This is a genomic window from Actinoallomurus soli (assembly GCF_024055715.1).
Lineage (GTDB): Bacteria > Actinomycetota > Actinomycetes > Streptosporangiales > Streptosporangiaceae > Actinoallomurus > Actinoallomurus soli.
Map to the genome: position 1 here is coordinate 487963 of NZ_JAMXMV010000001.1, position 22464 is coordinate 510426.

General features: G+C 73.5%; 17 protein-coding genes. 14 read left to right on the plus strand and 3 right to left on the minus strand.

What is annotated here, in order from left to right:
* The first annotated feature begins 78 nt into the window (after positions 1 to 78).
* The gene (locus NDW01_RS02355; protein WP_252816085.1) at positions 79 to 441 is read left to right on the plus strand and encodes a DUF3040 domain-containing protein; all 363 of its coding nucleotides are present in this window, start codon (positions 79 to 81) and stop codon (positions 439 to 441) included.
* Between the two features lie 129 nt (positions 442 to 570).
* Here the strand turns inward: NDW01_RS02355 and NDW01_RS02360 are convergent, their stop codons facing one another.
* The 3 genes from NDW01_RS02360 to NDW01_RS02370 are packed head-to-tail and all read right to left on the minus strand — an operon-like array spanning position 571 to position 5151.
* The gene (locus tag NDW01_RS02360; protein ID WP_252816086.1) at positions 571 to 2964 is read right to left on the minus strand and encodes a transglutaminase TgpA family protein; all 2394 of its coding nucleotides are present in this window, start codon (positions 2962 to 2964) and stop codon (positions 571 to 573) included.
* Entirely contained in the window at positions 2961 to 4193 is a 1233-nt protein-coding gene (locus tag NDW01_RS02365) for a DUF58 domain-containing protein (RefSeq protein ID WP_252816088.1), read from the minus strand. Before NDW01_RS02365 ends, NDW01_RS02360 begins: the two co-directional genes overlap by 4 nt.
* Before the next feature lies 1 nt (position 4194).
* Entirely contained in the window at positions 4195 to 5151 is a 957-nt protein-coding gene (locus NDW01_RS02370; protein WP_252817339.1) for an AAA family ATPase, read from the minus strand.
* Positions 5152 to 5658: 507 nt separating this feature from the next.
* On the opposite strand from NDW01_RS02370, the gene mraZ reads away from it, so the two are divergent.
* The 13 genes from mraZ to ftsZ all read left to right on the plus strand — a co-directional run bounded on the left by mraZ (position 5659) and on the right by ftsZ (position 22445).
* Positions 5659 to 6090 (plus strand): division/cell wall cluster transcriptional repressor MraZ, encoded by a 432-nt coding sequence (gene mraZ / locus NDW01_RS02375; RefSeq protein WP_252783056.1) that lies wholly within the window; start codon positions 5659 to 5661, stop codon positions 6088 to 6090.
* A 326-nt stretch (positions 6091 to 6416) separates the two neighbouring features.
* Positions 6417 to 7481 (plus strand): 16S rRNA (cytosine(1402)-N(4))-methyltransferase RsmH, encoded by a 1065-nt coding sequence (rsmH, locus tag NDW01_RS02380; RefSeq protein ID WP_252816089.1) that lies wholly within the window; start codon positions 6417 to 6419, stop codon positions 7479 to 7481.
* Positions 7478 to 8461 (plus strand): hypothetical protein, encoded by a 984-nt coding sequence (locus tag NDW01_RS02385; protein WP_252816091.1) that lies wholly within the window; start codon positions 7478 to 7480, stop codon positions 8459 to 8461. The genes rsmH and NDW01_RS02385 overlap by 4 nt, the downstream gene beginning before the upstream one ends.
* A 245-nt stretch (positions 8462 to 8706) precedes the next feature.
* The gene (locus tag NDW01_RS02390) at positions 8707 to 10470 is read left to right on the plus strand and encodes a peptidoglycan D,D-transpeptidase FtsI family protein (protein ID WP_454923412.1); all 1764 of its coding nucleotides are present in this window, start codon (positions 8707 to 8709) and stop codon (positions 10468 to 10470) included.
* A 47-nt stretch (positions 10471 to 10517) separates the two neighbouring features.
* The gene (locus NDW01_RS02395) at positions 10518 to 12050 is read left to right on the plus strand and encodes a UDP-N-acetylmuramoyl-L-alanyl-D-glutamate--2,6-diaminopimelate ligase (protein ID WP_252817340.1); all 1533 of its coding nucleotides are present in this window, start codon (positions 10518 to 10520) and stop codon (positions 12048 to 12050) included.
* Between the two features lie 63 nt (positions 12051 to 12113).
* Positions 12114 to 13511, plus strand: coding sequence for a UDP-N-acetylmuramoyl-tripeptide--D-alanyl-D-alanine ligase (locus tag NDW01_RS02400; protein WP_252816094.1), 1398 nt, complete (start codon positions 12114 to 12116; stop codon positions 13509 to 13511).
* On the plus strand, positions 13508 to 14566 hold the full coding sequence (gene mraY / locus NDW01_RS02405; RefSeq protein ID WP_252783065.1) for a phospho-N-acetylmuramoyl-pentapeptide-transferase: 1059 nt from the start codon (positions 13508 to 13510) through the stop codon (positions 14564 to 14566). Before NDW01_RS02400 ends, mraY begins: the two co-directional genes overlap by 4 nt.
* Positions 14551 to 15957, plus strand: a complete 1407-nt coding sequence (gene murD, locus NDW01_RS02410) for a UDP-N-acetylmuramoyl-L-alanine--D-glutamate ligase (protein WP_252816097.1) — start codon at positions 14551 to 14553, stop codon at positions 15955 to 15957. Before mraY ends, murD begins: the two co-directional genes overlap by 16 nt.
* A gap of 42 nt (positions 15958 to 15999) precedes the next feature.
* On the plus strand, positions 16000 to 17256 hold the full coding sequence (gene ftsW / locus NDW01_RS02415; RefSeq protein ID WP_252783068.1) for a putative lipid II flippase FtsW: 1257 nt from the start codon (positions 16000 to 16002) through the stop codon (positions 17254 to 17256).
* Positions 17257 to 17305: 49 nt separating this feature from the next.
* Positions 17306 to 18397, plus strand: coding sequence for an undecaprenyldiphospho-muramoylpentapeptide beta-N-acetylglucosaminyltransferase (gene murG / locus NDW01_RS02420; RefSeq protein WP_252816098.1), 1092 nt, complete (start codon positions 17306 to 17308; stop codon positions 18395 to 18397).
* 31 nt (positions 18398 to 18428) lie between these two features.
* On the plus strand, positions 18429 to 19826 hold the full coding sequence (gene murC, locus NDW01_RS02425) for a UDP-N-acetylmuramate--L-alanine ligase (RefSeq protein WP_252816100.1): 1398 nt from the start codon (positions 18429 to 18431) through the stop codon (positions 19824 to 19826).
* A 69-nt stretch (positions 19827 to 19895) separates the two neighbouring features.
* Complete coding sequence (locus NDW01_RS02430) at positions 19896 to 20669, plus strand: cell division protein FtsQ/DivIB (RefSeq protein ID WP_252816102.1); 774 nt, start codon at positions 19896 to 19898, stop codon at positions 20667 to 20669.
* A 348-nt stretch (positions 20670 to 21017) separates the two neighbouring features.
* Complete coding sequence (gene ftsZ / locus NDW01_RS02435) at positions 21018 to 22445, plus strand: cell division protein FtsZ (protein ID WP_252816104.1); 1428 nt, start codon at positions 21018 to 21020, stop codon at positions 22443 to 22445.
* The last annotated feature ends 19 nt before the right edge of the window (positions 22446 to 22464 follow it).

Here is a 22464-nt window from a genome sequence, read left to right on the forward strand (position 1 = left end):
TCCCCGTCCGGCGTGGGATTCCCCCTCGCGGGGCTGTCTTTGGGAGGCGCCGTGCCGCTCTCTGACCACGAGCAGCGCATGCTCGACCAGATCGAGCGCGCGCTGTACGCCGAGGATCCGAAGTTCGCTTCGGCGGTCCGCTCGACCGATCCGCAGGTGCATTACAGGCGCAGGATCTGGAAGGCCGCGATCGGCTCCGCACTGGGCCTGTTCGTGGTGTTGGCAGGCGTCATCGTGAACACGATGCCGATCAGCATCGTGATCAGCGTGGCCGGGTTCCTGCTCATGGTCACCTGCTGCGCGTGGGGGCTGACCAGCTGGAAGCGGATGAACGGCGTGGCCGAGGCACCGCGCAGGCGGGGCAGGCGGCAGAAGGCGGCCGGCGGCGGGTTCATGGAGCGTCTGGAAGAGCGCTGGCGCCGCCGCCACGGAGAGCTCTGACCCCCGAAGACTTACGTCACCGCCCGGCACACCGCCGGGCGGTGACGCGCTTCCCCCCGGTACGCCCTCGGGCGGTGACTCGCCGACCGCGTGCCCCTGAGCGGACGGCCTGCCGGGTCCGCCGGGCGGTCAGCCCGCGGAGTGGCGTCGCCGGCGCAGGACGAGTGAGTCGATCCGGTCGAAGGCGTCGAGCGCCCGGCCGGCCACGCCGCGCGGGAAGGCCGCCGAGGACGGCGGCAGCACCCGGGCCCGCCACCGGCCGCGCCGGCCCGCCGCGGCGGCGAACGCGGCCCGTACCGTGAACGCGTCCTCGCGGAGGCCCGCGCCGGGGCCGGGCGCCGGCGCGTACCTGGCGAGCTCCTCGGCCCGTACGAGCCGGTTCAGGGCCTCGGCGGACGGCTCGTCCAGCGACAGCGCCTCGGTGAGCCGTCGCCCCGCCGCCCGGGGACTGTCCCCGGTCCGCCACGGCAGCCCGTGGTCCACCGCGGCGATCCGCAACTCCTCCCATGCCGCGTGCGCCAGGTCGGCCTCGGTGGCCGCGCGCGCCCAGCGGCGGACCCGCGCCAGGCGGTGCAGCGCCGCGGGGGCCGAGACCAGGAGGAGAAGGAGCGCCAGCAGGGCCAGCAGCCGGCCGATCGGCGGGCCGCCGTGGCGGGGCGCGGCGAGCGGTCCGGCCGCGCCGGCCGGGTCGAGCGGGTCGGCGCGGCGACGCGGAACCGACCCGTGGCCGGTGGTCGAGCGGCCGCCCGTGGCCTGACCCGTCGAGGGCAGCCGGCTCGTGGAACCGCTCGTCGGCGCGCCGGGGAGCAGCAGCGGGCTGGTGTACTCCGGCACGGTCGCGCTGCCCTGGCCCGTACCGCCCGCCGGGGTCGGCTCGAACCGCAGCCAGCCGACGCCGGCGAAGTAGAGCTCGGGCCAGGCGTGCGTGTCCTTGGTCCGTACGATCCAGCTGCCGTCCGCCTGCCGCTCACCGGAGGTGTAGCCCATCGCGACGCGCGCGGGGATGCCGACGATCCGGGCCAGCAGCGCCATCGACGCCGCGAACTGCTCGCAGTATCCGGTCCGGCTGCCGAACAGGAAGTCGCGGAGCGCCCCGGCGTTACGGGGGGAGGGCGCGTCGAGGCTGTACTTGAAGTTGCCGGGCTTGGTGAACCACTCCTGCAGCTTGACGGCCCGGTCGTACGGCGTCGACGCCGTCGCGGTCAACCGGTGCGCCAGCGCGATGACGTCCCTCCCCACCGACATCGGGGCCGGCACCGCGAGGTAGCGCGAGGCGACGTCGTCGGGAACCGGGACGGCGGCCTCCAGCTGCTGGTACGTCGGCGAGGGACGCACGCTCGACACCGTGTAGGCCCGGCCGCCCGCCGTCTCGTGCGGCGAAAAGATCATCAGCGTGGGGGCGTCGACCCGCCAGTCGCCCTTGATCGACACCTTGGTCGGCGGGTAGGGGGCCGGGAGGACGCTCATGCCGCGTACGTGCGCGTCGATCCTGACGCTGGTGGTCACCGGGCGGAGGAGGGAGGAGTCCCGGTTCAGACCCGGCGCCGCGGGCAGGGTCTTGCCGTCGACGCGCGCGTTCTTGTCCCCGTGGATCGTGGAGTACGTCCACCCGTCGCCGTCGAACCGGTCGAGCGAGTACATCCGCAGGTAGTCCGGTGTCGCGTCGTCCGACGTGCGGTAGGTGAGGACGACGGCGTCGTCCGCCCGTACGAGCTGGCGTTTCAGGCTGACCAGCGGATCCGGGGTGGTCACCGTGGTGAGCCCGCCCGGGCCGTTTCCGTCCGCGTCGGGCAGCCAGTGCGGATCGACGTCGGGCACCGCCAGGGGGACCACGACCGCCAGGACGACGGCGGTCAGCCCGATCCGCCGTCCCGTCACGGCCAGCGGGCTCGAGTCGGGGCGGTCACGGAGCCGCACGTCGTCCGACCAGTGGCGGGAGAACACCGGGCGGCCCCAGCCGGAGAGGCGGTCACGGGAGTCGGCCACGAGGAGCGCGAGGTATCCGGCCGCGCCCGGCAGGAAGACCAGCCAGCCGGCGCTCTCCTCGCGGAACCGCGCCGGCAGCGCGTACATCGCCAGCAGGGGCAGACCGGCCGGGGCGGCGCGGCGCAGGCGGACGGCGAGCAGGTCGACGAGGATCGCGACCAGCCCGATGCCGCCGGTGCTCAGCAGCTCCACTCCCGGGAGCACCGGCACGGGCGGGGCGTAGCGGAACGAGTCCTGCCACCCGTCGCGGGCCAGCTCCGCCAGAGACGACAGCGACCGGGGGGTCGGGACCACTCCGAGGAACGCGTCGCCGGCGGCGAACAGCACGTTGAGGTAGAAGACGAGCGCCACGACGGAGATCAGGAGACAGGCCACGGCGGGCAGGCGGAAGCGCCGGGTCAGCAGGCCCGCCCCGCCGACGGTGAGCACCGCGCCCAGCCCGCTGCCGAACCACCCCGCCGTCTTGAACAGCGGGTAGAGCGCGATCGAGGCGAGCAGCGTCGCCACGCAGGCCACGATCGTCAGCCGTATCCTCATCGCGCCTCCGTCCGCTCCGGCCGCCCGGGCCGTCCCCCGTCGTCGGGCCATGCCGTCCGCAGCGCGGCGGCCGAGGGGACGGGGACGATCCGCCACCCCGCCGCGCGCAGGAGCCGGGCGACCTCCGGGTCCGCGCCCTCCTCCCCGATGACCACGGCGACGCGGGCGGCGGTCCCGTGCCCGGCCCCGGCGATCTCCCGGGCGTCCTCCGGAGTGAGCCGTCCGAACACTCCGACGATCAGGCCGTCGCCTTTGTTCGCCGTCTCGCGCACGGCCGCCAGGCCGGGCCGCAGCGACCGGCCCCGCGACGTGCGGACGACGGCGAGGAGGTCCAGGAGCGTCCCCTCGAACGTCGCGGAGGGGGCGAGCGCCACGCCTTCGTCGGTGACGTACCGCAGGCCGAGCCCCTCCCGCCCGAGCCGCAGCCCGATCGAGGCCGCCGCGGACACCGCCTGCTCGAACGACGCGCCGGGGCCGTTCCCCCAGTGCGCCGTCCGGCGGGTGTCGAGGAACAGGGTGCCGCTGGTCTGCCACTGCTGTTCCTCGCGGCGCACCATCAGCTCGCCGCGGCGCGCCGTCGACCGCCAGTGCACCCGCCGGAGGTCGTCGCCGTGGCGGTACTCGCGCGGCGTCACGTCGTCCTCCCCGGCGCCGGCCACCAGCCGGGCCCGGCTCTCACCGCCTCCCGTCCACGAGCCGGTCGGCCGGCCCGCCGGGAGGGGCACGATCGCGGGCGTGACGGTGATGACGTCCGCCGCCGAGAACGACCGGGCCAGCTCGACCAGGCCGAACGGGTCCGCCAGGCGTACGGTCAGCGGCCCGACGGGGTACCGGCCGCGGACGTCGGCCCGTACCCGGTAGGCCATCTCCCGCGCGCCGCCCGGCTCGATCCGGTCGATGACGAACCGCGCGCGCCCGCCCAGCGTGTACGGCACCTGGTCCTCGACGAGGAGGATCCCGGTCGGCAGCCGCGAGACGTTCTCCAGCAGGACGTTCACCCGGGCCTCGCCGCCCGCGGCGAAGCGGGTCGGGCTCGCCCGGCGCGAGCAGGTCAGCCGGTAGCGGGTCCGCGAGACCACCAGCACGGACAGCAGCGGCAGGGCCAGGATGAGCAGGCCGGCGCGGAGCAGGTCCCGCTCGCCCAGGACGAACGAACACGCGATCGCGGTGGCCCCGGCCGCGACGAACGAACGGCCCCGCGTCGTCAGCGCGCTCAGCGTCCCCGCCATGTCAGCGCCGGTGATCGGGGACCGCGACGCGTTCGACGAGCTCGGCGACGATCTGCTCGGCCGACCGGCGCTGGACCTGGGCCTCGGCCGTCGGCAGGAGCCGGTGCGCGAGCACGGGCACCGCGAGGCGCTGCAGGTCGTCGGGGAGGACGTAATCCCGGTCGTCCAGGGCCGCGTAGGCGCGGGCGGCCCGGACGAGCTGGAGCGTCGCCCGCGGTGAGGCGCCCAGGCGCAGCTCGGGGTGGTTCCGCGTGGCGGTGACGAGCGCGATGGCGTACCCGCGCAACCCGGGCGCGACGTGCACCTCGCGGACCACCTCGATCATCGCCCGCACGTCGCCGTCCCGGGCCACGGGCTGCAGCCGGTCCAGCGGGGACGGCCCGCCGTGCACGTCGAGCATCTCCAGCTCCGCGGCCGGTTCCGGATAGCCCATCGCGATCCGGGCGGTGAACCGGTCCCGCTGGGCCTCCGGGAGGGGATAGGTCCCCTCCATCTCCACCGGGTTCTGCGTGGCGATCACCATGAACGGGGCGTCCAGGGGGTACGTGCGGCCGTCGACGGTGACCTGGCGCTCCTCCATGCACTCCAGCAGCGCGGACTGCGTCTTCGGCGACGCGCGGTTGATCTCGTCGCCCACCACGATGTTCGCGAACACCGGGCCGGGCTTGAACTCGAACTCCCGGAGCTCCTGGTTGTAGGCGCTGACCCCGGTGATGTCGCTCGGCAGCAGGTCCGGTGTGAACTGCACCCGCCGCACCGAGCAGTCGATCGACTTGGCGAGCGCCTTGGCCAGCATCGTCTTGCCGACGCCGGGGACGTCCTCGATGAGGAGGTGGCCCTCGGCGAGGAGAACGGTCAGCGCGAGGCGTACGACGTCGGGCTTGCCCTCGATGACGGACTCGATGGCTCCGAGGATCTTGCTCGAGATCTGGGCCAGCCCGTCCAGTCCCCGGCCGATCCCGCCGTGCGTGCTTACTGACACTTACCCCTCCTCGGGCCACCCGTACGGCCGGGTGTCGCATCGCCACACCGGCCGTGGATGGGCACTCCCACCCGATATGTCGTACTGACAGTACGTCGTCGGGGCCGGTCACGGCGATGGCTGAGGAATGACCGCGGCGATCTCTTAGGCAGCGCGTGAGACTCCTTCGCGGCGGCGTCTCGACCCCACCGGCGCGGCGGGTGTCCGGCCGGTGGCGGACCGTGACCTCGGCGGTCCTCCACTTTCCCCCACCCGGCGCTCCCCGGCCCCGCCCGAGGGGCCGCCGACGGGTCTTGACCGACGCGCCGGGCGGCTCTGACGGGGTCTGTGGCACCCCCCGGCGGCGCCCTCTTCTGACCTGGCCGTACGCGGGGCGAGATGCCGCGTGACCGGTGTTTTGGTCGTTGACCGTGGGGGAGAGTGGAGTACAGTGGGGCGCCGTGGGGGAGGGCATCGACCCCGCGAAGCGGGAGGTGGGGGCCGATGTTCCTCGGCACTCACACCCTGCGCTTGGACGACAAGGGACGACTGTTCCTGCCGGCGAAGTACCGCGAGGAGCTGTCAGGGGGATTGGTGATCACGAAGGGCCAGGAACGCTGCCTCTACGTCTTCCCCGAGGCCGAGTTCCAGCGCATCACCGAGGCGCTTCGCACCGCACCGGTCACCGCCAAGGCAGTGCGGGACTACAGCCGGGTCTTCTTCGCCGGCGCCTCTGACGAGGTCCCCGACAAGCAGGGCCGGATCACCATCCCGCCGACGCTCCGGCGCTACGCGGGCCTGACCCGCGACTGCGCCGTCATCGGGGCCAACACGCGCTTGGAGATCTGGGACGCCACCGCGTGGGAGACCTACCTGGACGACCAGGAGCAACAGTTCTCCGACCTGTCGGAGGAGGTGCTGCCCGGGATTCTTTGACGCACCATCGCCGGTGATCGGATCCGTTCGGCGAGGTCTCCACCCGCTCCCAGCTGGCGCACCTTCCCCGGTGCCAGATGGCCGTTGCACAGCTCTTCCTCACGGAGCAGCGGATGGGGACCTGGCCGGGCGAAATCCCGAAGGGGGCCGGCGTAAGCCATTGAGCGGTGAGCCGCCGAGCAGGAGGGGTGGCGTCTTCCATACGGGGCAGACGGCCACACCGGCCGCCTTGATCGTTCCTGATCGATTCTCTCTCAGGGGTGGCGGGCGACAGCGAGCGCGGTCTCAGCGCTGTCCGCGAGCAGTGGCGTCCTGAGGGGGGTTTCATGCACGGCGACGACGAGCGCGAGGAGGGCTCGCGCGCGCGCCACGTACCGGTCATGCTCGACCGGATCCTGGCGCTGCTCGCACCGGCCCTGTCGGCGCCCTCCGATGAGGACGCGATCTACGTCGACGCCACCCTGGGCCTCGCCGGGCACGCCACCGCCATCCTCGCCGCGCACCCGCGGGCGCGGCTCATCGGGCTCGACCGCGACACGACGGCGCTGGAGCGATCCCGGCGCCGCCTGGAGCCGTACGCCGGCCGGTTCACGCTCGTGCACGCCGTGTACGACGAGATCCCGCGGGTCCTGGCCGACCTGGGCGTTCCGCACGTGCACGCCGTCCTCTTCGACCTGGGGGTCTCGTCCCCGCAGCTCGACGAGGCCGAGCGCGGTTTCGCCTACTCCTACGACGCACCGCTCGACATGCGGATGGACCGCACCCAGCGGCTCACCGCCGAAGAGGTGGTCAACACCTATTCGGCCGCCGACCTGACGCGCATCCTGCGCGACTACGGCGAGGAGCGGTTCGCGCGACGCGTCGCCGAGGCGATCGTCCGTGAGCGGGGGCGCGCCCCGTTCACGTCGACGGCCCGCCTCGTCGACGTCGTCCGCGGCGCCATCCCCGCCGCTTCGCAGCGCACCGGCGGGCATCCGGGCAAGCGCACCTTCCAGGCCCTGCGCATGGAGGTGAACGGCGAGCTGGCCGCCCTCGAGCGCGCGGTGCCCGCCGCCCTCGACGCCCTGGCCGTCGGCGGGCGCATCGCCGTCCTGTCCTACCACTCGCTGGAGGACCGGCTGGTCAAGCGCGCGCTGGCCGAGCGCACCACCGACACCACCCCACCCGACCTGCCGGTCCCGCTGCCGGAGGCGCAGCCCCGGTTCCGTCTCCTCACCCGGGGGGCGGAGCGACCGGCCGACGACGAGACCACGATCAACCCCCGGGCCGCCTCGGCACGCCTGCGTGCCGCCGAGCGGATCCGGGCGGAGCGACGTCCGCGAGGCATCGGCGCGATGCCCCTCGGTGAGAAGCCGCCGAGCGGGCGGAGTGGAGCAGGAGGCATCGCATGACCATCACGACTCCGCCGCCGGAGACCCGGCGTCGCCGTCGGCGCGCGGACGCGCCCGTCCGGTCGGGCGATGCCGGAAGGGACGCCGGCCGGAAGGAGAAGGCGGCACCGCGCGGCACGTCCACCAGGACGGCCAAGCCGGCCAAGCCGCCGGGCAAGTCGGCCGAGGCGGCCAAGACCACGAAGACCACCAAGGCGGCCAGGGCGAAGACGGCCAAGGCGAAGACGAAGGCCGCGCCCGCCGGCGCGCGGGCGCGCGTCGCAGCGAGCGGGAAGACCGCGTCCAGGGGGGCGAGCGCCGCGGACCGGACCACCGGCACCTCGGCGAGTGCTCCGGCGAACACCGGCGCCGCGCGGACGGCGGCCAGGAGGCCGGCGACCCGGCCGCCCGAGCGGACGCGCACGGCGCCGAGCCGCTCACCGGCGACTCGGCCCGAGTCCGCCACGCGGCGGCCACGGACGTCCGCGCCACCGCGCGCCCGCGCGCCGTTCGTCCTGCTCGTCGTCGGCCTGCTCGGCGGCGCGCTCGTCAGCCTCCTGCTGCTCAACACCGTCCTCGCCCAGGACGCCTTCACGCTCAGCGAGCTGCAGCGCGACAACCGGCAGCTGGGCGAGCGCGAGCAGGCGCTGAAGTCCGACATCGCACGGGAGCAGGATCCGGGGGTGCTGCACCAGAAGGCCCGCAGTCTCGGCATGGTCGACCCACAGGGCACCGCCTTCATCGACGCGCGAACGGGACGGGTGACCGAGGTCGGCGCCCCGCCGCAGGGCGTATCCGACGAGGCGGTGGCCGCCGCCGCGGCCGGAGCCGTCACCGGCGCGCCCGGCGCGCTCGTGCCGCCGGCCGGCGGTCCGGCGCCGGGCCAGGGCACCACCGGCACGTCGAAGGCCGCTCCGCGCCAGGGCGCCGTTCCGCAGCGCCAGGGCAGCGCCCCGAAGACGAACACGGCCGCTCCCCGGCAGGGAGGCGGCACGCGGTGACCTCCCGGCGTGGCCGCGGACCGGCCGCTCCTTCCCCGCCCGGAGGTCCGCGCCGCACGAGCGGCCCCGGGCAGACCGGCCGTGGCCAGGGTGCCCGTGGGCAGGGCGCCCGTGGCCAGACCGGTCGTGGGCAGGCGTCCACCGGGCGTCCGAGCGTCCGGGGCGGCGCCGACCCCGCCGCCCGGCGTGCCCGCGGCGGCCGCCCGCCGGGCCCGCCGCGACGGCCGGCGCTGCTGCGGCGCCGCATCGTCCGGCGTGACCCGATCAAGCGGCTGAACGTCGGCCTGCTGCTCGTGGCGTTCGTGCTGTCGCTGTTCGCCGGGCGTCTCGTCCAGCTCCAGGGCCTGGAGTCGAAGGGCTACGCCGAGGCGGCCATCCGCCAGCGGCTCAACCGGGTCCCGCTGCCCGCGGTGCGCGGCGCCATCACGTTCTCGCAGGGCCAGCCCATCGCCGAGACCGTCGACGCCCGCGTCATCTACGCCGACCCGTCGATGATCCAGCAGTACGAGCAGAAGAACCACACGGACCTCCGGAACAAGATCGCGACGACGCTCGCGTCGATGTTCGGGCTCGACCCGGCCACGCTGCTCAAGAAGCTCACCCCCCGGTCGAACATGGACCGCTACCGGGAGCTCATCCACCACGTCCAGCCGGACCGCGCCCGCATGGTGACCGCGATGAACCTCCCCGGCATCGGCACGCAGCAGGAGTACCGCCGGGACTACCCCGGCGGCTCCCTCGCCGCGAACGTCGTGGGCTTCGTCAACGCGGCGGGCGACGGCGCCGCGGGCCTGGAGTCCAGCATGAACAAGCTGCTCAAGGGCCGCAACGGCTGGCAGAAGGTCGAGGTCAGCGAGAAGGGCCAGCGGATCCCCATGGGGGAGGACCAGCAGCTCAAGCCGATCCCCGGCAAGGGGCTGCGGCTGACCCTCGACCAGGACATCCAGTGGAAGGCGCAGGACGCGATCGCCAAGCAGGTCAAGGCGACCAAGGCCCAGAGCGGCAGCGTCATCGTCATGGATCCCCGGTCGGGTCAGATCCTGGCGATGGCGACGGCGCCGTCCTTCGACCCGGCGAACTACGGCAAGTACCCCGAGAGCGACTGGGGCAACCGGGTCGTGCAGGACGACTTCGAACCCGGCAGCACCAGCAAGGTGGTCACCGCCGCGGCGGCGCTGGAGGCCGGCCACGTCACGCCGGACACCGTGTTCGACGTGCCGGACCACATCACGAAGTTCGACCGGACGTTCCACGACTCCGAGCCGCACAAGACCGAGCCCCTCACCTTCGGGGGCGTGCTCGCCAGGTCCAGCAACGTCGGCACCATCATGGCCAGCGACCGGCTGTCGCCGACGCAGCTCTACCAGTACATGCGGGCGTTCGGGTACGGCCAGGAGACCGGGATCGGCCTGCCGGGCGAGGCGGCCGGCTCGCTGAAGCCGCCGAGCCAGTGGTGGGGCACCGACCGCTACTCCCTCGCGTTCGGCCAGTCGGTCTCGGTCAACGCGCTGCAGGTCGCCAGCGTCTACGCCACGATCGCCAACCACGGGATCCGCGTGACCCCCAACCTCGTCGCCGGCACCACCGACGAGCACGGCAACCTCACCCCGGCGGCCAAGCCGGCCCAGCACCGGGTGATCAGCGGCACGACCGCCGCCGAGATCACCAAGATGCTCGAAGGGGTCATCACCAAGGAGGGCACCGCGCCCGCCGCGCAGATCCCCGGCTACCGCGTCGCGGGCAAGACCGGCACCGCGCAGCGCGTCAACCCCCGCACCGGGAACTACGACGGCGGCGGGTACACCGCGACGTTCGTCGGCTTCGCCCCGGCCGAGAACCCGCAGCTCGTCGTCGAGGTCGTGCTGCAGAAGCCGCAGAACGGCTACTACGGTGGTGAGGTGGCCGCCCCGGTGTTCAAGGATGTGATGAGCTTCGCGCTGCAGAGCCGGCGCGTCCCGCCGAGCTCGGGCCGGTCCCAGAAGATCCGTATCACCCCAGACCAGGGGTGACCGGCGGTACCCTCTCCGCCGTGTCCAACAGACCCGATCCCGATCTCATGCGACCCAAGACCGTTCCCGCCCGCCCGCTGTCCGGGCTCATCTCCCTCCTCGGCCTGCGCGAGGCGACCGAGCCGCCGCAGGGGATGGTCACCGGTGTGACGCACGACTCCCGGAAGGTCCTGCCGGGGGACCTGTACGCCGCGCTGCCCGGCAGCCGCTTCCACGGCGCGGTCTTCGCCGCGCAGGCGGCCGAGGCCGGCGCCACCGGAATCCTCACCGACCGGGAGGGCCGGATCCGGGCGGAGAAGTCGGGACTGCCGGTGCTCGTCGTGGACGACCCGCGCGCGGTGCTCGGCAGGGTCGCGTCCTGGGTCTACGGCGACCCCGTGCGCGACCTGACCCTGCTGGGCGTCACCGGCACGAGCGGCAAGTCGACGACCACGTTCCTGCTGGAGGCGGGGCTGCGGGCCGCCGGTCACGAGACGGGCCTGGTCGGCGGGATCGAGATCCGCGTCGGCGGCGAGGTGCTGCCCAGCGCGCTGACGACACCGGAGGCCACCGACCTGCACGGCCTGTTCGCGCTGATGCGCGAGCGCGGCGTGACGGCGGCGGCCATGGAGGTCTCCAGTCACGCCCTGGACTTCGGCCGGGTCGGCGGCGCCTTCTACGAGGTCGCCGTGTTCACGAACCTGTCCCAGGACCACCTCGACCACCATCCGACGATGGAGGACTACTTCGCCGCCAAGGCGCGGCTGTTCACCCCGGAGTACAGCCGGATCGGCGTCGTCAACGTGGACGACTCCTGGGGCCGGCGGCTGGTCGAGCGCGCGGGCATCCCGATCACGACCTTCTCCCCGTCCGGTGCCGCCGGCGCGGAGTGGCGCGCGGCCGACGTCCGCCTGCGCGCCGACGGCAGCGACTTCCGGGTGGTGGGCCCCGGCGGGGTGGAGGCCGACGTACGGCTGCCGCTGCCCGGCCCGTTCAACGTCGCCAACGCGCTCGGCGCGGTCGTGGCGCTGGTCGAGTCGGGGATCGCCCTGCAGACCGCCGTGCGCGGCGTCGGCGGCATCGCCGGGGTCCCCGGGCGGCTGGAGCGCGTGGACGAGGGCCAGGAGTTCACCGCGCTGGTCGACTACGCGCACAAGCCCGGGGCCGTCCAGGCCGTCCTGGAGACCCTGCGGCCGCTCGTCGCCGACGACGGGCGCCTGATCATCGTGCTCGGCTGCGGCGGCGACCGCGACACCGGCAAACGTCCTGTCATGGGAGAACTCGCCGCCCGTCTGGCCGACGTCGCGGTGTTCACCAACGACAACCCGCGCTCCGAGGACCCCTGGGCCGTCCTCACCGCTATGGTCGAGGGGATACTCACCGTGCCGGAGAGCGAGCGCGCGCACGTGATCGTGGAGCCCGACCGGGCCGCGGCGATCGCTCTCGCGGCCGGCCGGGCCCGGCGCGGCGACGTCGTCGTCGTGGCCGGCAAAGGTCATGAACAGGGGCAGTATGTCGGCGGTGCGGTCCTCCCCTTCGACGACCGCGAGGTCATGCGGCGCATGCTGCGCGAACGCCGGGAGCGACACGATGACCGGTGAGCGCGCGCGGCGCCGCGCGCCCCGGCACCGACGGACGATTCGGACTTCCGGCAAGGAGCAGACTTGATCCCACTCTCGCTCGCGAGGATCGCGGAGATCACCCGGGGCAGGCTGGACGGTGCGTCACCTGAGACGGTCGTGAGCGGACCCGTCGTCATCGACTCGCGCCAGGCCGAGCCCGGCGCGCTGTTCGTCGCGTTCCGCGGGGAGCACGCGGACGGGCACGACTTCGCCGCACAGGCGGCGGAGGCCGGCGCGGCGGCCGTGCTCGCCGAACGGCCGGTCGGCGTGCCCGCGGTCGTCGTCGACGACGTCCTGACCGCCCTGAGCGCGCTCGCCCGCGCGGTGGTCGACCGGCTGCCCGAGACGACCGTGATCGGCGTCACCGGGTCGGCGGGCAAGACCTCGACCAAGGACCTTCTCGCGCGGCTCACCGGACGGCTCGGGCCGGCCGTCGCGCCGCCCGGGTCGTTCAACAACGAGATCGGCCACCCGCTCACCGTCCTGCGCGCCGACGAGGGCACGCGCTACCTCGTGCTGGAGATGGGCGCCCGCGGGCTCGGGCACATCGCCCATCTCGCGCGCGTCGCGCGGCCCGACATCGGCGTCGTGCTGAACGTCGGCAGTGCCCACATCGGCGAGTTCGGCAGCCGCGAGGTCGTCGCGAAGGCCAAGGGCGAGATGGTGGAGTCGCTGTCGCCGGAGGGCGTCGCCGTGCTCAACGCCGACGACCCCCTCGTACGGGCGATGGCGGCGCGCACCTCGGCGCGGATCACGCTGTTCGGCCGGGTGCCGGAGGCGGACGTGCGCGCCGAGGACGAGTCCCTCGACGACGCCGGCCGGCCGCGCTTCACCCTGGTCACGCCGGGGGGCTCCGCGCCGGTCGCGCTCCGGCTGTACGGGGCGCACACGGTGAGCAACGCGCTCGCCGCCGCCGCCGTCGCGCACGAGCTGGGCATGCCGGCCGCCGACATCGCCGAGGTGCTGTCGGAGGCGACGCCGGCCAGCCGCTGGCGGATGGAGGTCACCGAGCGGCCCGACGGCGTGACCGTCATCAACGACGCGTACAACGCCAACCCCGAGTCGGTACGCTCCGCGCTCGACACGCTGGTCCACATGGCCCGTGACCGGCGCGCCTTCGCCGTGCTCGGCGAAATGGCGGAGCTGGGTGCGACGACGGTGAGTGAGCACGAGAGGATCGGTACCCACGCGGCGCGGGGCGGCCTGACGGGTCTGATCGCCGTCGGCGAGACCGCCGCGTCCGTGCTGAAGGGTGCTGGACAAGTGGGGTCATGGACGGGAGAAGGCGTGCGGGTCGAGGATGCCGACGCGGCGGTGGCCGCGCTGGGCGAGAGACTGCGGCCGGGTGACGTCGTGCTGGTGAAGGGCTCGCGCGTCGCCGGGTTGGAGAAGGTCGCCCAGGCAGTGCTGGAGATGCCCGAAGGGGGGCAGGAGGCGTGAGGACCATCCTGGTCGCGTCGGCCCTCTCCCTGATCATCGGGCTGCTCGGCACGCCGGTGTGGATTCGCGTGGTCCGCCGTCTCGGGTACGGCCAGATGATCCGCGAGGAGGGGCCCGAGGCGCACCTCAGCAAGCGGGGCACCCCGACCATGGGCGGCACCGTGTTCATCATCGGGTCGCTGATCGGCTACTTCGTCGCCCACGTGGCGACGGGGACCCAGCCGACGGTGTCCGGGGCGCTGGTGCTGCTGCTGATGACCGGCCTGGGCCTGGTCGGGTTCGTCGACGACTACATCAAGGTCTTCAAGCAGCGCAGTCTGGGCCTGCGCAGCGGCGCGAAGATGATCGGCATCATCATCGTCGGCGTGGTGTTCGCGCTGCTGTCGCTGCGTTTCCCGAACGCCTACGGGGCCACTCCGGCCAATCCGTACCTGTCGTTCCTGCGCGACTTCGGCCCGCCGATCGGCCCGTACCTCTTCGTGATCTGGGCGCTGCTGATGATCGCGGGCACGTCCAACGCGGTGAACCTCACCGACGGCCTGGACGGCCTCGCGGGCGGCGCGGTCGGCACGGTGCTCGGGGCGTACGTCCTGATCGGCAACTGGCAGCTGCGCAACAGCTGCTTCTACGTCGGGCTGGGTCCGACCTGTTACACGGTCCGGGATCCGCTGGACCTGGCGGTCGTGGCGGCGGCCGTGCTGGGCGCTCTCGTGGGCTTCCTGTGGTGGAACGCCCCGCCGGCCCGCATCTTCATGGGTGACACCGGCTCGCTCGGCCTCGGCGGCGTGATCGTCGGCCTGGCCGTGATGACCCGCACCGAGCTGCTGTTCATCATCCTCGGCGGGCTGCCGGTCCTCATCACGCTATCGGTGATCATCCAGGTCGGGTCGTTCAAGCTGACCCGAAAACGGGTCTTCAAGATGGCGCCGTTGCAGCACCACTTCGAGCTGTCCGGCTGGGCCGAGACGACGATCGTGGTGCGGTTCTGGCTGATCTCCCTGCTGTGCGTGGCGGCGGGTCTGTCGCTGTTCTACATCGAATGGATGCCGAACTGATGACCGCCTGGAACGGCCTGCGGGTGTGCGTCGCGGGCGCCGGCCTGTCCGGCCGCGCCGCCGCCCGCGTCCTGGCCGCCCGCGGCGCCGACGTCACGCTCGTCGACGCGCGGGACGACGAGTCGCTGCTGGCCAAGGCCGCCGTTCCCGGCGTCACGGTGCGCCTGGGCGACGGCGACACGCTGCCGGCGGGCACCGAGCTGGTCGTCACCTCCCCCGGCTGGCGTCCCACCGCCCCGCTGCTGCGGGCCGCCGCCGAGGCCGGTGTCGAGGTCATCGGGGAGGTCGAGCTCGCCTGGCGGCTGCGCGGGCCGGACGCGCCGCCCTGGCTGGCCATCACCGGCACCGACGGCAAGACCACCGTCGTGCGGATGCTGGCGCGGATGCTCGAGGCGGCCGGGCACCGGACGATCGCGGTCGGCAACGTCGGCACCCCCATCGTCGAGGTGGTCGCCGGCGGCGAGGGCGCGTCCCCGGAGCCGTACGACGTGCTGGCCGTCGAGCTGTCGAGCTTCCAGCTGCACTGGTCCAGCTCGGTCCGCCCGCTCGCCGCGACCGTCCTCAACGTCGCGCCCGACCACATCGACTGGCACGGCTCCTTCGAGGAGTACGCCGCCGCCAAGGGCAAGATCTTCGCGCCGGGCACCCTCGCCGTGGTCAACGCCGACGACGAGTGGTCCGTACGCCTCGGAGCGGACGCCGAGCGCTCCATCGGCTTCACGCTCGGCGTGCCCAGCCCCGGCCGGCTCGGCGTCGTCGAGGAGCTCCTCGTGGACCGGGCGTTCACGGGCGACCCGGTGCGCGAGGCGGTCGAGCTGGCCGAGCTGGCCGACGTCCGGCCCTACGCCCCGCACAACGTCGCCAACGCCCTGGCCGCCGCCGCGCTGGCCCGCGCGTACGGCGTGCCGCCGGAGGCGGTACGGGAGGGCCTGCGCCGGTTCCGGCCCGACCCGCACCGGATCGAGCACATCGCCACGGTCGCCGACGTGGACTACGTGAACGACTCCAAGGCCACCAACCCGCACGCGGCGGCCGCGTCCCTGGCGGCCTTCCGCTCGATCGTGTGGATCGCCGGCGGGCTCCTCAAGGGCGCCGACGTCGACGAGCTCGTCCAGGCGTGCGCGGACCGGCTGCGCGGGGTGGTCCTGATGGGCGCCGACCGCGCGCGGATCGCCGAGGCACTCGCACGACACGCCCCGGATGTCCCGGTCGTGGACGTCGCCGACACCGACACTGGTGCGATGGACCGCGTCGTCACCGAGGCGGCCCGGCTGGCGCGGCCCGGGGACACCGTGCTGCTGGCACCCGTGGGAGCCAGCATGGACATGTTCACCGGGTATCCGGCGCGAGGAGAGGCGTTCGCGGCGGCCGTGGGGCGGCTCGCCGAGTGAGCCCCGCGTCCGCGGGGACCGCATGAGGAGGGGAGCCGACCGTTGAGCGGGGCCTACGTCGACGAGGAGGAGCCGCGGTCGGGGCCGCGCGCCTGGGCGTCCGGGGTCGCCGGCCTGCTCGACCGCCCGCTCACCTCGTACTACCTGGTGCTCGGCAGTTCGCTGCTGCTGCTGGCCCTCGGCATGGTGATGGTGCTGTCGGCCTCCAGCGTCCGCCAGTACCAGAACACCGGGTCGGCGTTCACCCTCTTCGAGAAGCAGGCGCTGTGGGTCGGCATCGGCCTGCCGCTGATGTGGCTCGCCGCCCGGCTCCCGGCGAAGACCTTCCGCACGGCGGCCTACCCCCTGATGCTGCTGTCGGCGCTGGCCCTCGCGGTCGCGCTGACCCCGGGCCTCGGGCAGAGCGCCAACGGCGCGCAGCGGTGGATCAGCTTCGGCGGCCCGTTCCAGCTGCAGCCCTCGGAGCCGGCCAAGCTCGCCCTCGTCCTGTGGGGCGCCGACCTGCTGGCCCGCAAGGAGAAGCTGCGCCAGCTCACCGACTGGCGGCAGCTGCTGATCCCGCTGCTGCCGGGCACGGGCGTCCTCGTGCTGTTCATCATGCTCGGCAGCGACCTCGGGACGACCATGGTGCTGCTGATCATCTTCCTGTCGCTCATGTGGGTCGTGGGAGCGCCGGGCCGGCTCTTCGTCGGCATGGCCGGTCTCACGAGCGTCCTGGTCGCCATCCTCATCCTCGTCGAGCCGTACCGCCTGGCGCGGCTCACCGGTTTCCTCGACCAGTCCGGCAACCAGCTCACCACCAACTACCAGGGGCTCCAGGGCCTGTACGCCATCGCCTCGGGCGGCGTGCTCGGCACCGGGCTCGGCGAGGGCCGGGCGAAGTGGAACTACCTGCCCCACCCCGAGACCGACTTCATCTTCGCCATCATCGGCGAGGAGCTCGGCCTGATCGGCACGCTCATCGTCCTCGGCCTGTTCGGCGTGCTCGCGTACGCCGGCCTGCGGATCGCCCGGCGGGTCAAGGACCCGTTCATGCGGCTCGCCGCGTCCGGCGCGACCGCCTGGCTGATCGGTCAGGCCATCATCAACATCGGCGCGGTGATCGGCGTCCTCCCCATTACGGGCATTCCGCTGCCTCTCGTGTCGTACGGTGGGTCCGCCCTCATCCCGACGTTGTTCGTGCTGGGCATGCTGCTGTCGTTCGCCAAGCGCGAGCCCGGCGCCCGGCAGGCCCTCGCCGCACGTGGTCCGGGACCGGCCGTGATGGCTCTAAGCTGGCTGGGCCTGGCAAAGCGCTGAGGGTGTTGCACCCGTGACGGAGCGAGTCGATTAGAGCAGGAGCGCGAGCATGAGGGTTGTCCTGGCCGGTGGCGGCACAGCCGGACATATCGAACCCGCCCTGGCCCTCGCCGACGCGTTGCGCCGGGAGCATCCCGGCGTTCAGGTGACCTGTCTGGGCACCGAGCGGGGCCTGGAGTCCCGCATCGTGCCCCAGCGGGGCTATGAGCTCGCGATGATCCCGCCGGTCCCGCTGCCGCGGACGCTCACGCCCCGCCTGCTGACCGTGCCCGGCCGGCTCGCCGGCGCGATCAACGCCGCGGCGGCCATCCTCGACCGCACGCAGGCGGAGGTGCTGGTCGGCTTCGGCGGGTACGTCGCGACCCCCGGTTACCTCGCCGCGCGCCGCCGCAAGATCCCCATCGTCGTGCACGAGGCGAACCCGCGGCCCGGCCTGGCCAACCGGCTCGGCGCCCGCTTCACCGAGCACGTCGCGGTGGCGGCCCCCGACACGCCGCTGCCGCACGCCGAGGTGGTCGGCATCCCACTGCGCCGCGAGATCTCCACGCTGAACCGCCTGGGCATGGGCGACAAGGCGCGGGCCCACTTCGGCCTGCGCTCGGACCTGCCGACGCTGCTGGTGTTCGGCGGCTCGCAGGGCGCCCGCTCGCTCAACCGGGCGGTCGGCGAGGCCGTCCCGCAGCTGCGGCAGGCCGGCATCCAGATCCTGCACATCGTCGGCCCGAAGAACCTCGCCGAGCCGGAGTTCACCCCCGACGACCCGGCCTACATCATGCTGCCGTACTGCGACCGGATGGACCTCGCGTACGCCGCGGCCGACTTCGCGATGTGCCGGGCCGGCGCCATCACCTGCGCCGAGCTGACCGCGGTCGGGCTGCCCGCGGCGTACGTCCCGCTGCCGATCGGCAACGGCGAGCAGCGGCTCAACGCCGAGCCGATCGTCCGGGGAGGCGGCGGCCTGCTCATCGAGGACGGCGAGCTGACCGCCGACTGGATCCGCGCGAACGTCCTGCCCATCCTCGGCGACGCCGAGCGGGTCGCGGTGATGTCCGAGGCCGCCGCGCGCATGGGCCGCCGGGACGCCGACATCGCCCTGGCCCGCCTCGTCGCCCGCGTCGTCGCGCAGGGACCGACCGCATGAGTCCCGTCACGCCCGTGGAGGTCGTTCCCGCATGAGTCTCGTCACGCCCGTGGAGGTCGTTCCCGCCGACCGGCTGGGCAGGGTCCACTTCGTCGGAGTGGGCGGCGCGGGCATGTCCGGGATCGCGCGCATCATGCTGGGACGCGGCATCCCGGTCTCCGGCAGCGACGCCAAGGACTCCGACCTGCTGCGCGAGCTGCGGGAGCTCGGCGCGACGACGTACGTCGGGCACGCCGCCGAGCACCTCGGCGACGCCGCCACGGTCGTCGTCTCGACCGCCATCCGCGAGACCAACCCGGAGCTGGCCGCCGCCCGCGAGCGGGGGCTGCGCGTCCTGCACCGCGCGGCGGCGCTGGCGTCGCTGATGGCCGGCCGCCGCGCCGTCGCGGTGGCGGGCACGCACGGCAAGACCACGACCACCTCGATGCTGACCGTCGCCCTGCAGCACGCCGGGGCCGACCCGTCGTACTGCATCGGCGGCCAGCTGGTCACCACCGGCCTGGGCGCGGGGGAGGGCTCCGGCGATCTGTTCGTCGCGGAGGCCGACGAGAGCGACGGCTCGTTCCTGATGTTCACGCCGCACGCCGCGATCGTCACCAACGTCGAGGCCGACCACCTCGACAACTACGGCGGCTTCGAGCAGGTCAAGGAGACCTTCGCCGACTTCGTCGGGCGGATCGAGCCGGGCGGCCTGCTCGTCGTCTGCGCCGACGACCCCGGGGCCCGCGCTCTGGGCGAGACCGGCGCGCGGCGCGGGCTCACCGTGCGCACGTACGGCGAGGCGCCCGGCGCGGACTACCGCGTCGAGGGCTTCACGCCGCGCGGGCTGGGCTCGCGGTTCACGGTGGCGGGGCGGGAGCTCACGCTGGCCGTCCCCGGCCGCCACAACGCCCAGAACGCCGCCGCGGCGTACGCCGTGGCCGTCGAGCTGGGCGTCGACGCCGCCGCGGTCGCCGAGGGCCTGGCCGGCTTCGGCGGGGCGCGGCGACGGCTGGAGCCGAAGGGCGAGATCGGCGGCGTCAAGGTGTTCGACAGCTACGCCCACCACCCGACCGAGCTCGCCGCCGACCTGCGGGCCACCCGCGACTACGTCGAGGAGCTCGGCGGCGGCCGCATCGTCGCGGTCTTCCAGCCGCACCTGTTCAGCCGCACCAGGTTCTTCGCCGACGAGTTCGGCGCCGCGCTCGGGCTCGCCGACGAGGCGGTCGTCCTCGACGTCTACCCGGCGCGCGAGGACCCCATCCCGGGCGTGACGGGGGAGCTGGTCGCCAAGGCGGTCCCGCACGGACGGGTGACGTACGAGCCCGACGAAAGCGCGGTCGCCGGGCGTGTCGCGGCCATGGCCGCTCCCGGGGACGTCATCATCACGATGGGCGCCGGCGACGTGACCAGGCTCGGTCCGGAGATCCTCCGGCTGCTCGGCGCCTGAGCGGCGGCTCATCCGGGGCGGACTCCCGCTCGGTCGCGGGCGTCGCGGAACGAGTGAGGAGGCGTGACGATGGAGGCCGAGGACGTGCCGGGCGCCGTGGGAACGGATCCCGGCGTTCCGGACGCGGGCGCGCCGGTCCGGCCGTCGCGGCCCGCCCGCCGTCGTCCCAACCGGTGGAAGGTCCTGTTCGTCGGCCTCTTCGTCGCGGGCGTGCTCGGGACGGCGACCTGGGTCCTGCTGGGTTCACGGCTGCTCGTCGTCCGGCACATCGACGTGACCGGTGAGCGGCTCGTCTCTCGTGAGGAGGTGCTCGCCGCGGCGCGGGTGCGCCTGGGCGAGCCCCTGGCCCGGCTCGACACCGGCGTCGTCCGCGATCGGGTGGAGATGGTGCAGGCGGTGGAGACCGCCCGCGTCGAACGCCGGTGGCCGACCACGGTCCGGATCGTCGTACGGGAGCGGACGCCGATCGTCGTCGCCCAGCGCGGCAACCGGTACCTCCAGATCGACCGGTACGGCGTGACCGTCGTCACGTCCGCCGCGCGCCCGCGCGGGCTGCCGGTGATCGATGTGGCGAATCCCACGCAGAGCGACCCGGCGCTGCGGGCCGGGCTGTCCGTGGTCCAGGGACTGCCCTCGTGGCTCGGCCGCCAGGTGGTCGGTGTGGACGTCCCGTCGACCGAGGCGGTGAGCCTGCGGCTGGCGGACGGCGTCACCGTCGTGTGGGGCGCCGCGGAGCGCGGGCCGGAGAAGCTCCGGCTGCTGCACGGCCTGCTGGGCGCGTCGCCGCGGCGGGGGGTCCAGACGATCGACGTCAGCTCCCCGGAGGTCGTCACCACGAAGTAGCCGGAAGGCGTGGGGAGGGCGCGGCGGCCGCGCTCCGGTGCCTTCGAGTAGCGAACGATCCTCAGGCGCGGGACACTTGTCCTCGCGCGACCGGTGGGAACGGCGCGCACCGGATCGGATGAAGTGGGATGACTGGGGTGTCGCGACACGCCGGTGTACTCAGGGCCGGGTTAGTTGACCCTGCAGTGGGGCGCCCCTACTGTCCGTATCAGCCCTAGGTTGACATAACTCTAAGTCTCAACTTGAGGGTGAGGGTTCCGGCCCAACAATGTAGGTGGATTCAGTAAGAAACACCGGAGCGGTGGTACGCCGGCCGGTTCGATAGAGCGAGCGGAAGGGCCCCTCGTCGTGGCAGCACCGCAGAATTACCTGGCGGTCATCAAGGTCGTCGGCATCGGCGGCGGCGGCGTCAACGCCGTCAACCGGATGATCGAAGAGGGGCTCAAGGGTGTCGAGTTCATCGCCATCAACACGGACGCCCAGGCGCTGCTGATGAGCGACGCCGACGTCAAGCTCGACGTCGGCCGTGAACTCACCCGTGGTCTCGGCGCGGGCGCCAACCCCGACGTCGGGCGCAAGGCGGCCGAGGATCACCGCGAGGAGATCGAGGAGGTCCTCAAGGGGGCCGACATGGTCTTCGTCACCGCCGGAGAGGGCGGTGGCACCGGCACCGGAGGCGCTCCGGTGGTGGCCAACATCGCCCGCTCCCTGGGCGCGCTGACGATCGGCGTGGTGACCCGCCCCTTCAGCTTCGAGGGCAAGCGGCGCGCGATGCAGGCCGAGGCCGGCATAGAGACGCTCCGCGACGAGGTCGACACCCTCATCGTCATCCCGAACGACCGGCTGCTGTCGATCTCCGATCGCCAGGTGAGCGTGCTGGACGCGTTCAAGGCGGCCGACCAGGTGCTCCTCTCCGGTGTTCAGGGCATCACCGACCTGATCACCACGCCGGGTCTGATCAACCTCGACTTCGCCGACGTCAAGTCGGTGATGTCCGGAGCCGGCTCCGCGCTCATGGGCATCGGCTCCGCACGCGGGGACGACCGTTCGGTCGCCGCCGCCGAGATGGCCATCTCCAGCCCGCTGCTGGAGGCCAGCATCGACGGCGCCCACGGCGTCCTGCTGTCGATCTCCGGCGGGTCCGACCTCGGCCTGTTCGAGATCAACGAGGCGGCGCAGCTCGTGTCCAACGCGGCCGCGCCCGACGCGAACATCATCTTCGGCGCCGTCATCGACGACGCCCTGGGCGACGAGGTCCGGGTGACGGTGATCGCCGCGGGCTTCGACGAGATCCGGCCGCAGAACGCCCCGGTGCCCCAGGCGGAGCCGAAGCGGCTGTCGCCGCCCCGCCCCGCCATGGCGACCCCGCCCGTGACGCCGCCCCGCCCGGTCACCCCGCCCGCCACGCCACCGCCCGCGCCGCCGCGGGTCTCGGCCGTACCGGCTCCGGCCCCCGCTCCGCACCGGGAGCCGGGCGTGTCCTCGCCGGCGGTGGAGGGCAAGCCGGTCGAGGCGAAGCCGGACCAGCCGAAGGCCGAGCCGTCCAAGCCCGCGGACACCAAGCCCGAGCCGGTGGCCGAAAAGCCGGCGGAGAGCGCGACCGACGGCGGAGCGACGCCGCCGCGCCCGGCCTCCGGCGAGTCAGCGGTCCGCCCTAAGGTGCCGCGGCCGGCCACCGAGCCGACCGCGGCGCGCCTCGGCACCGACCCGATCCGCCGCCGCCCCGTCGTCTTCGACGAGGACGACGACCTCGACGTCCCCGACTTCCTCAAGTGACGATGCCCAGCCAGTGATG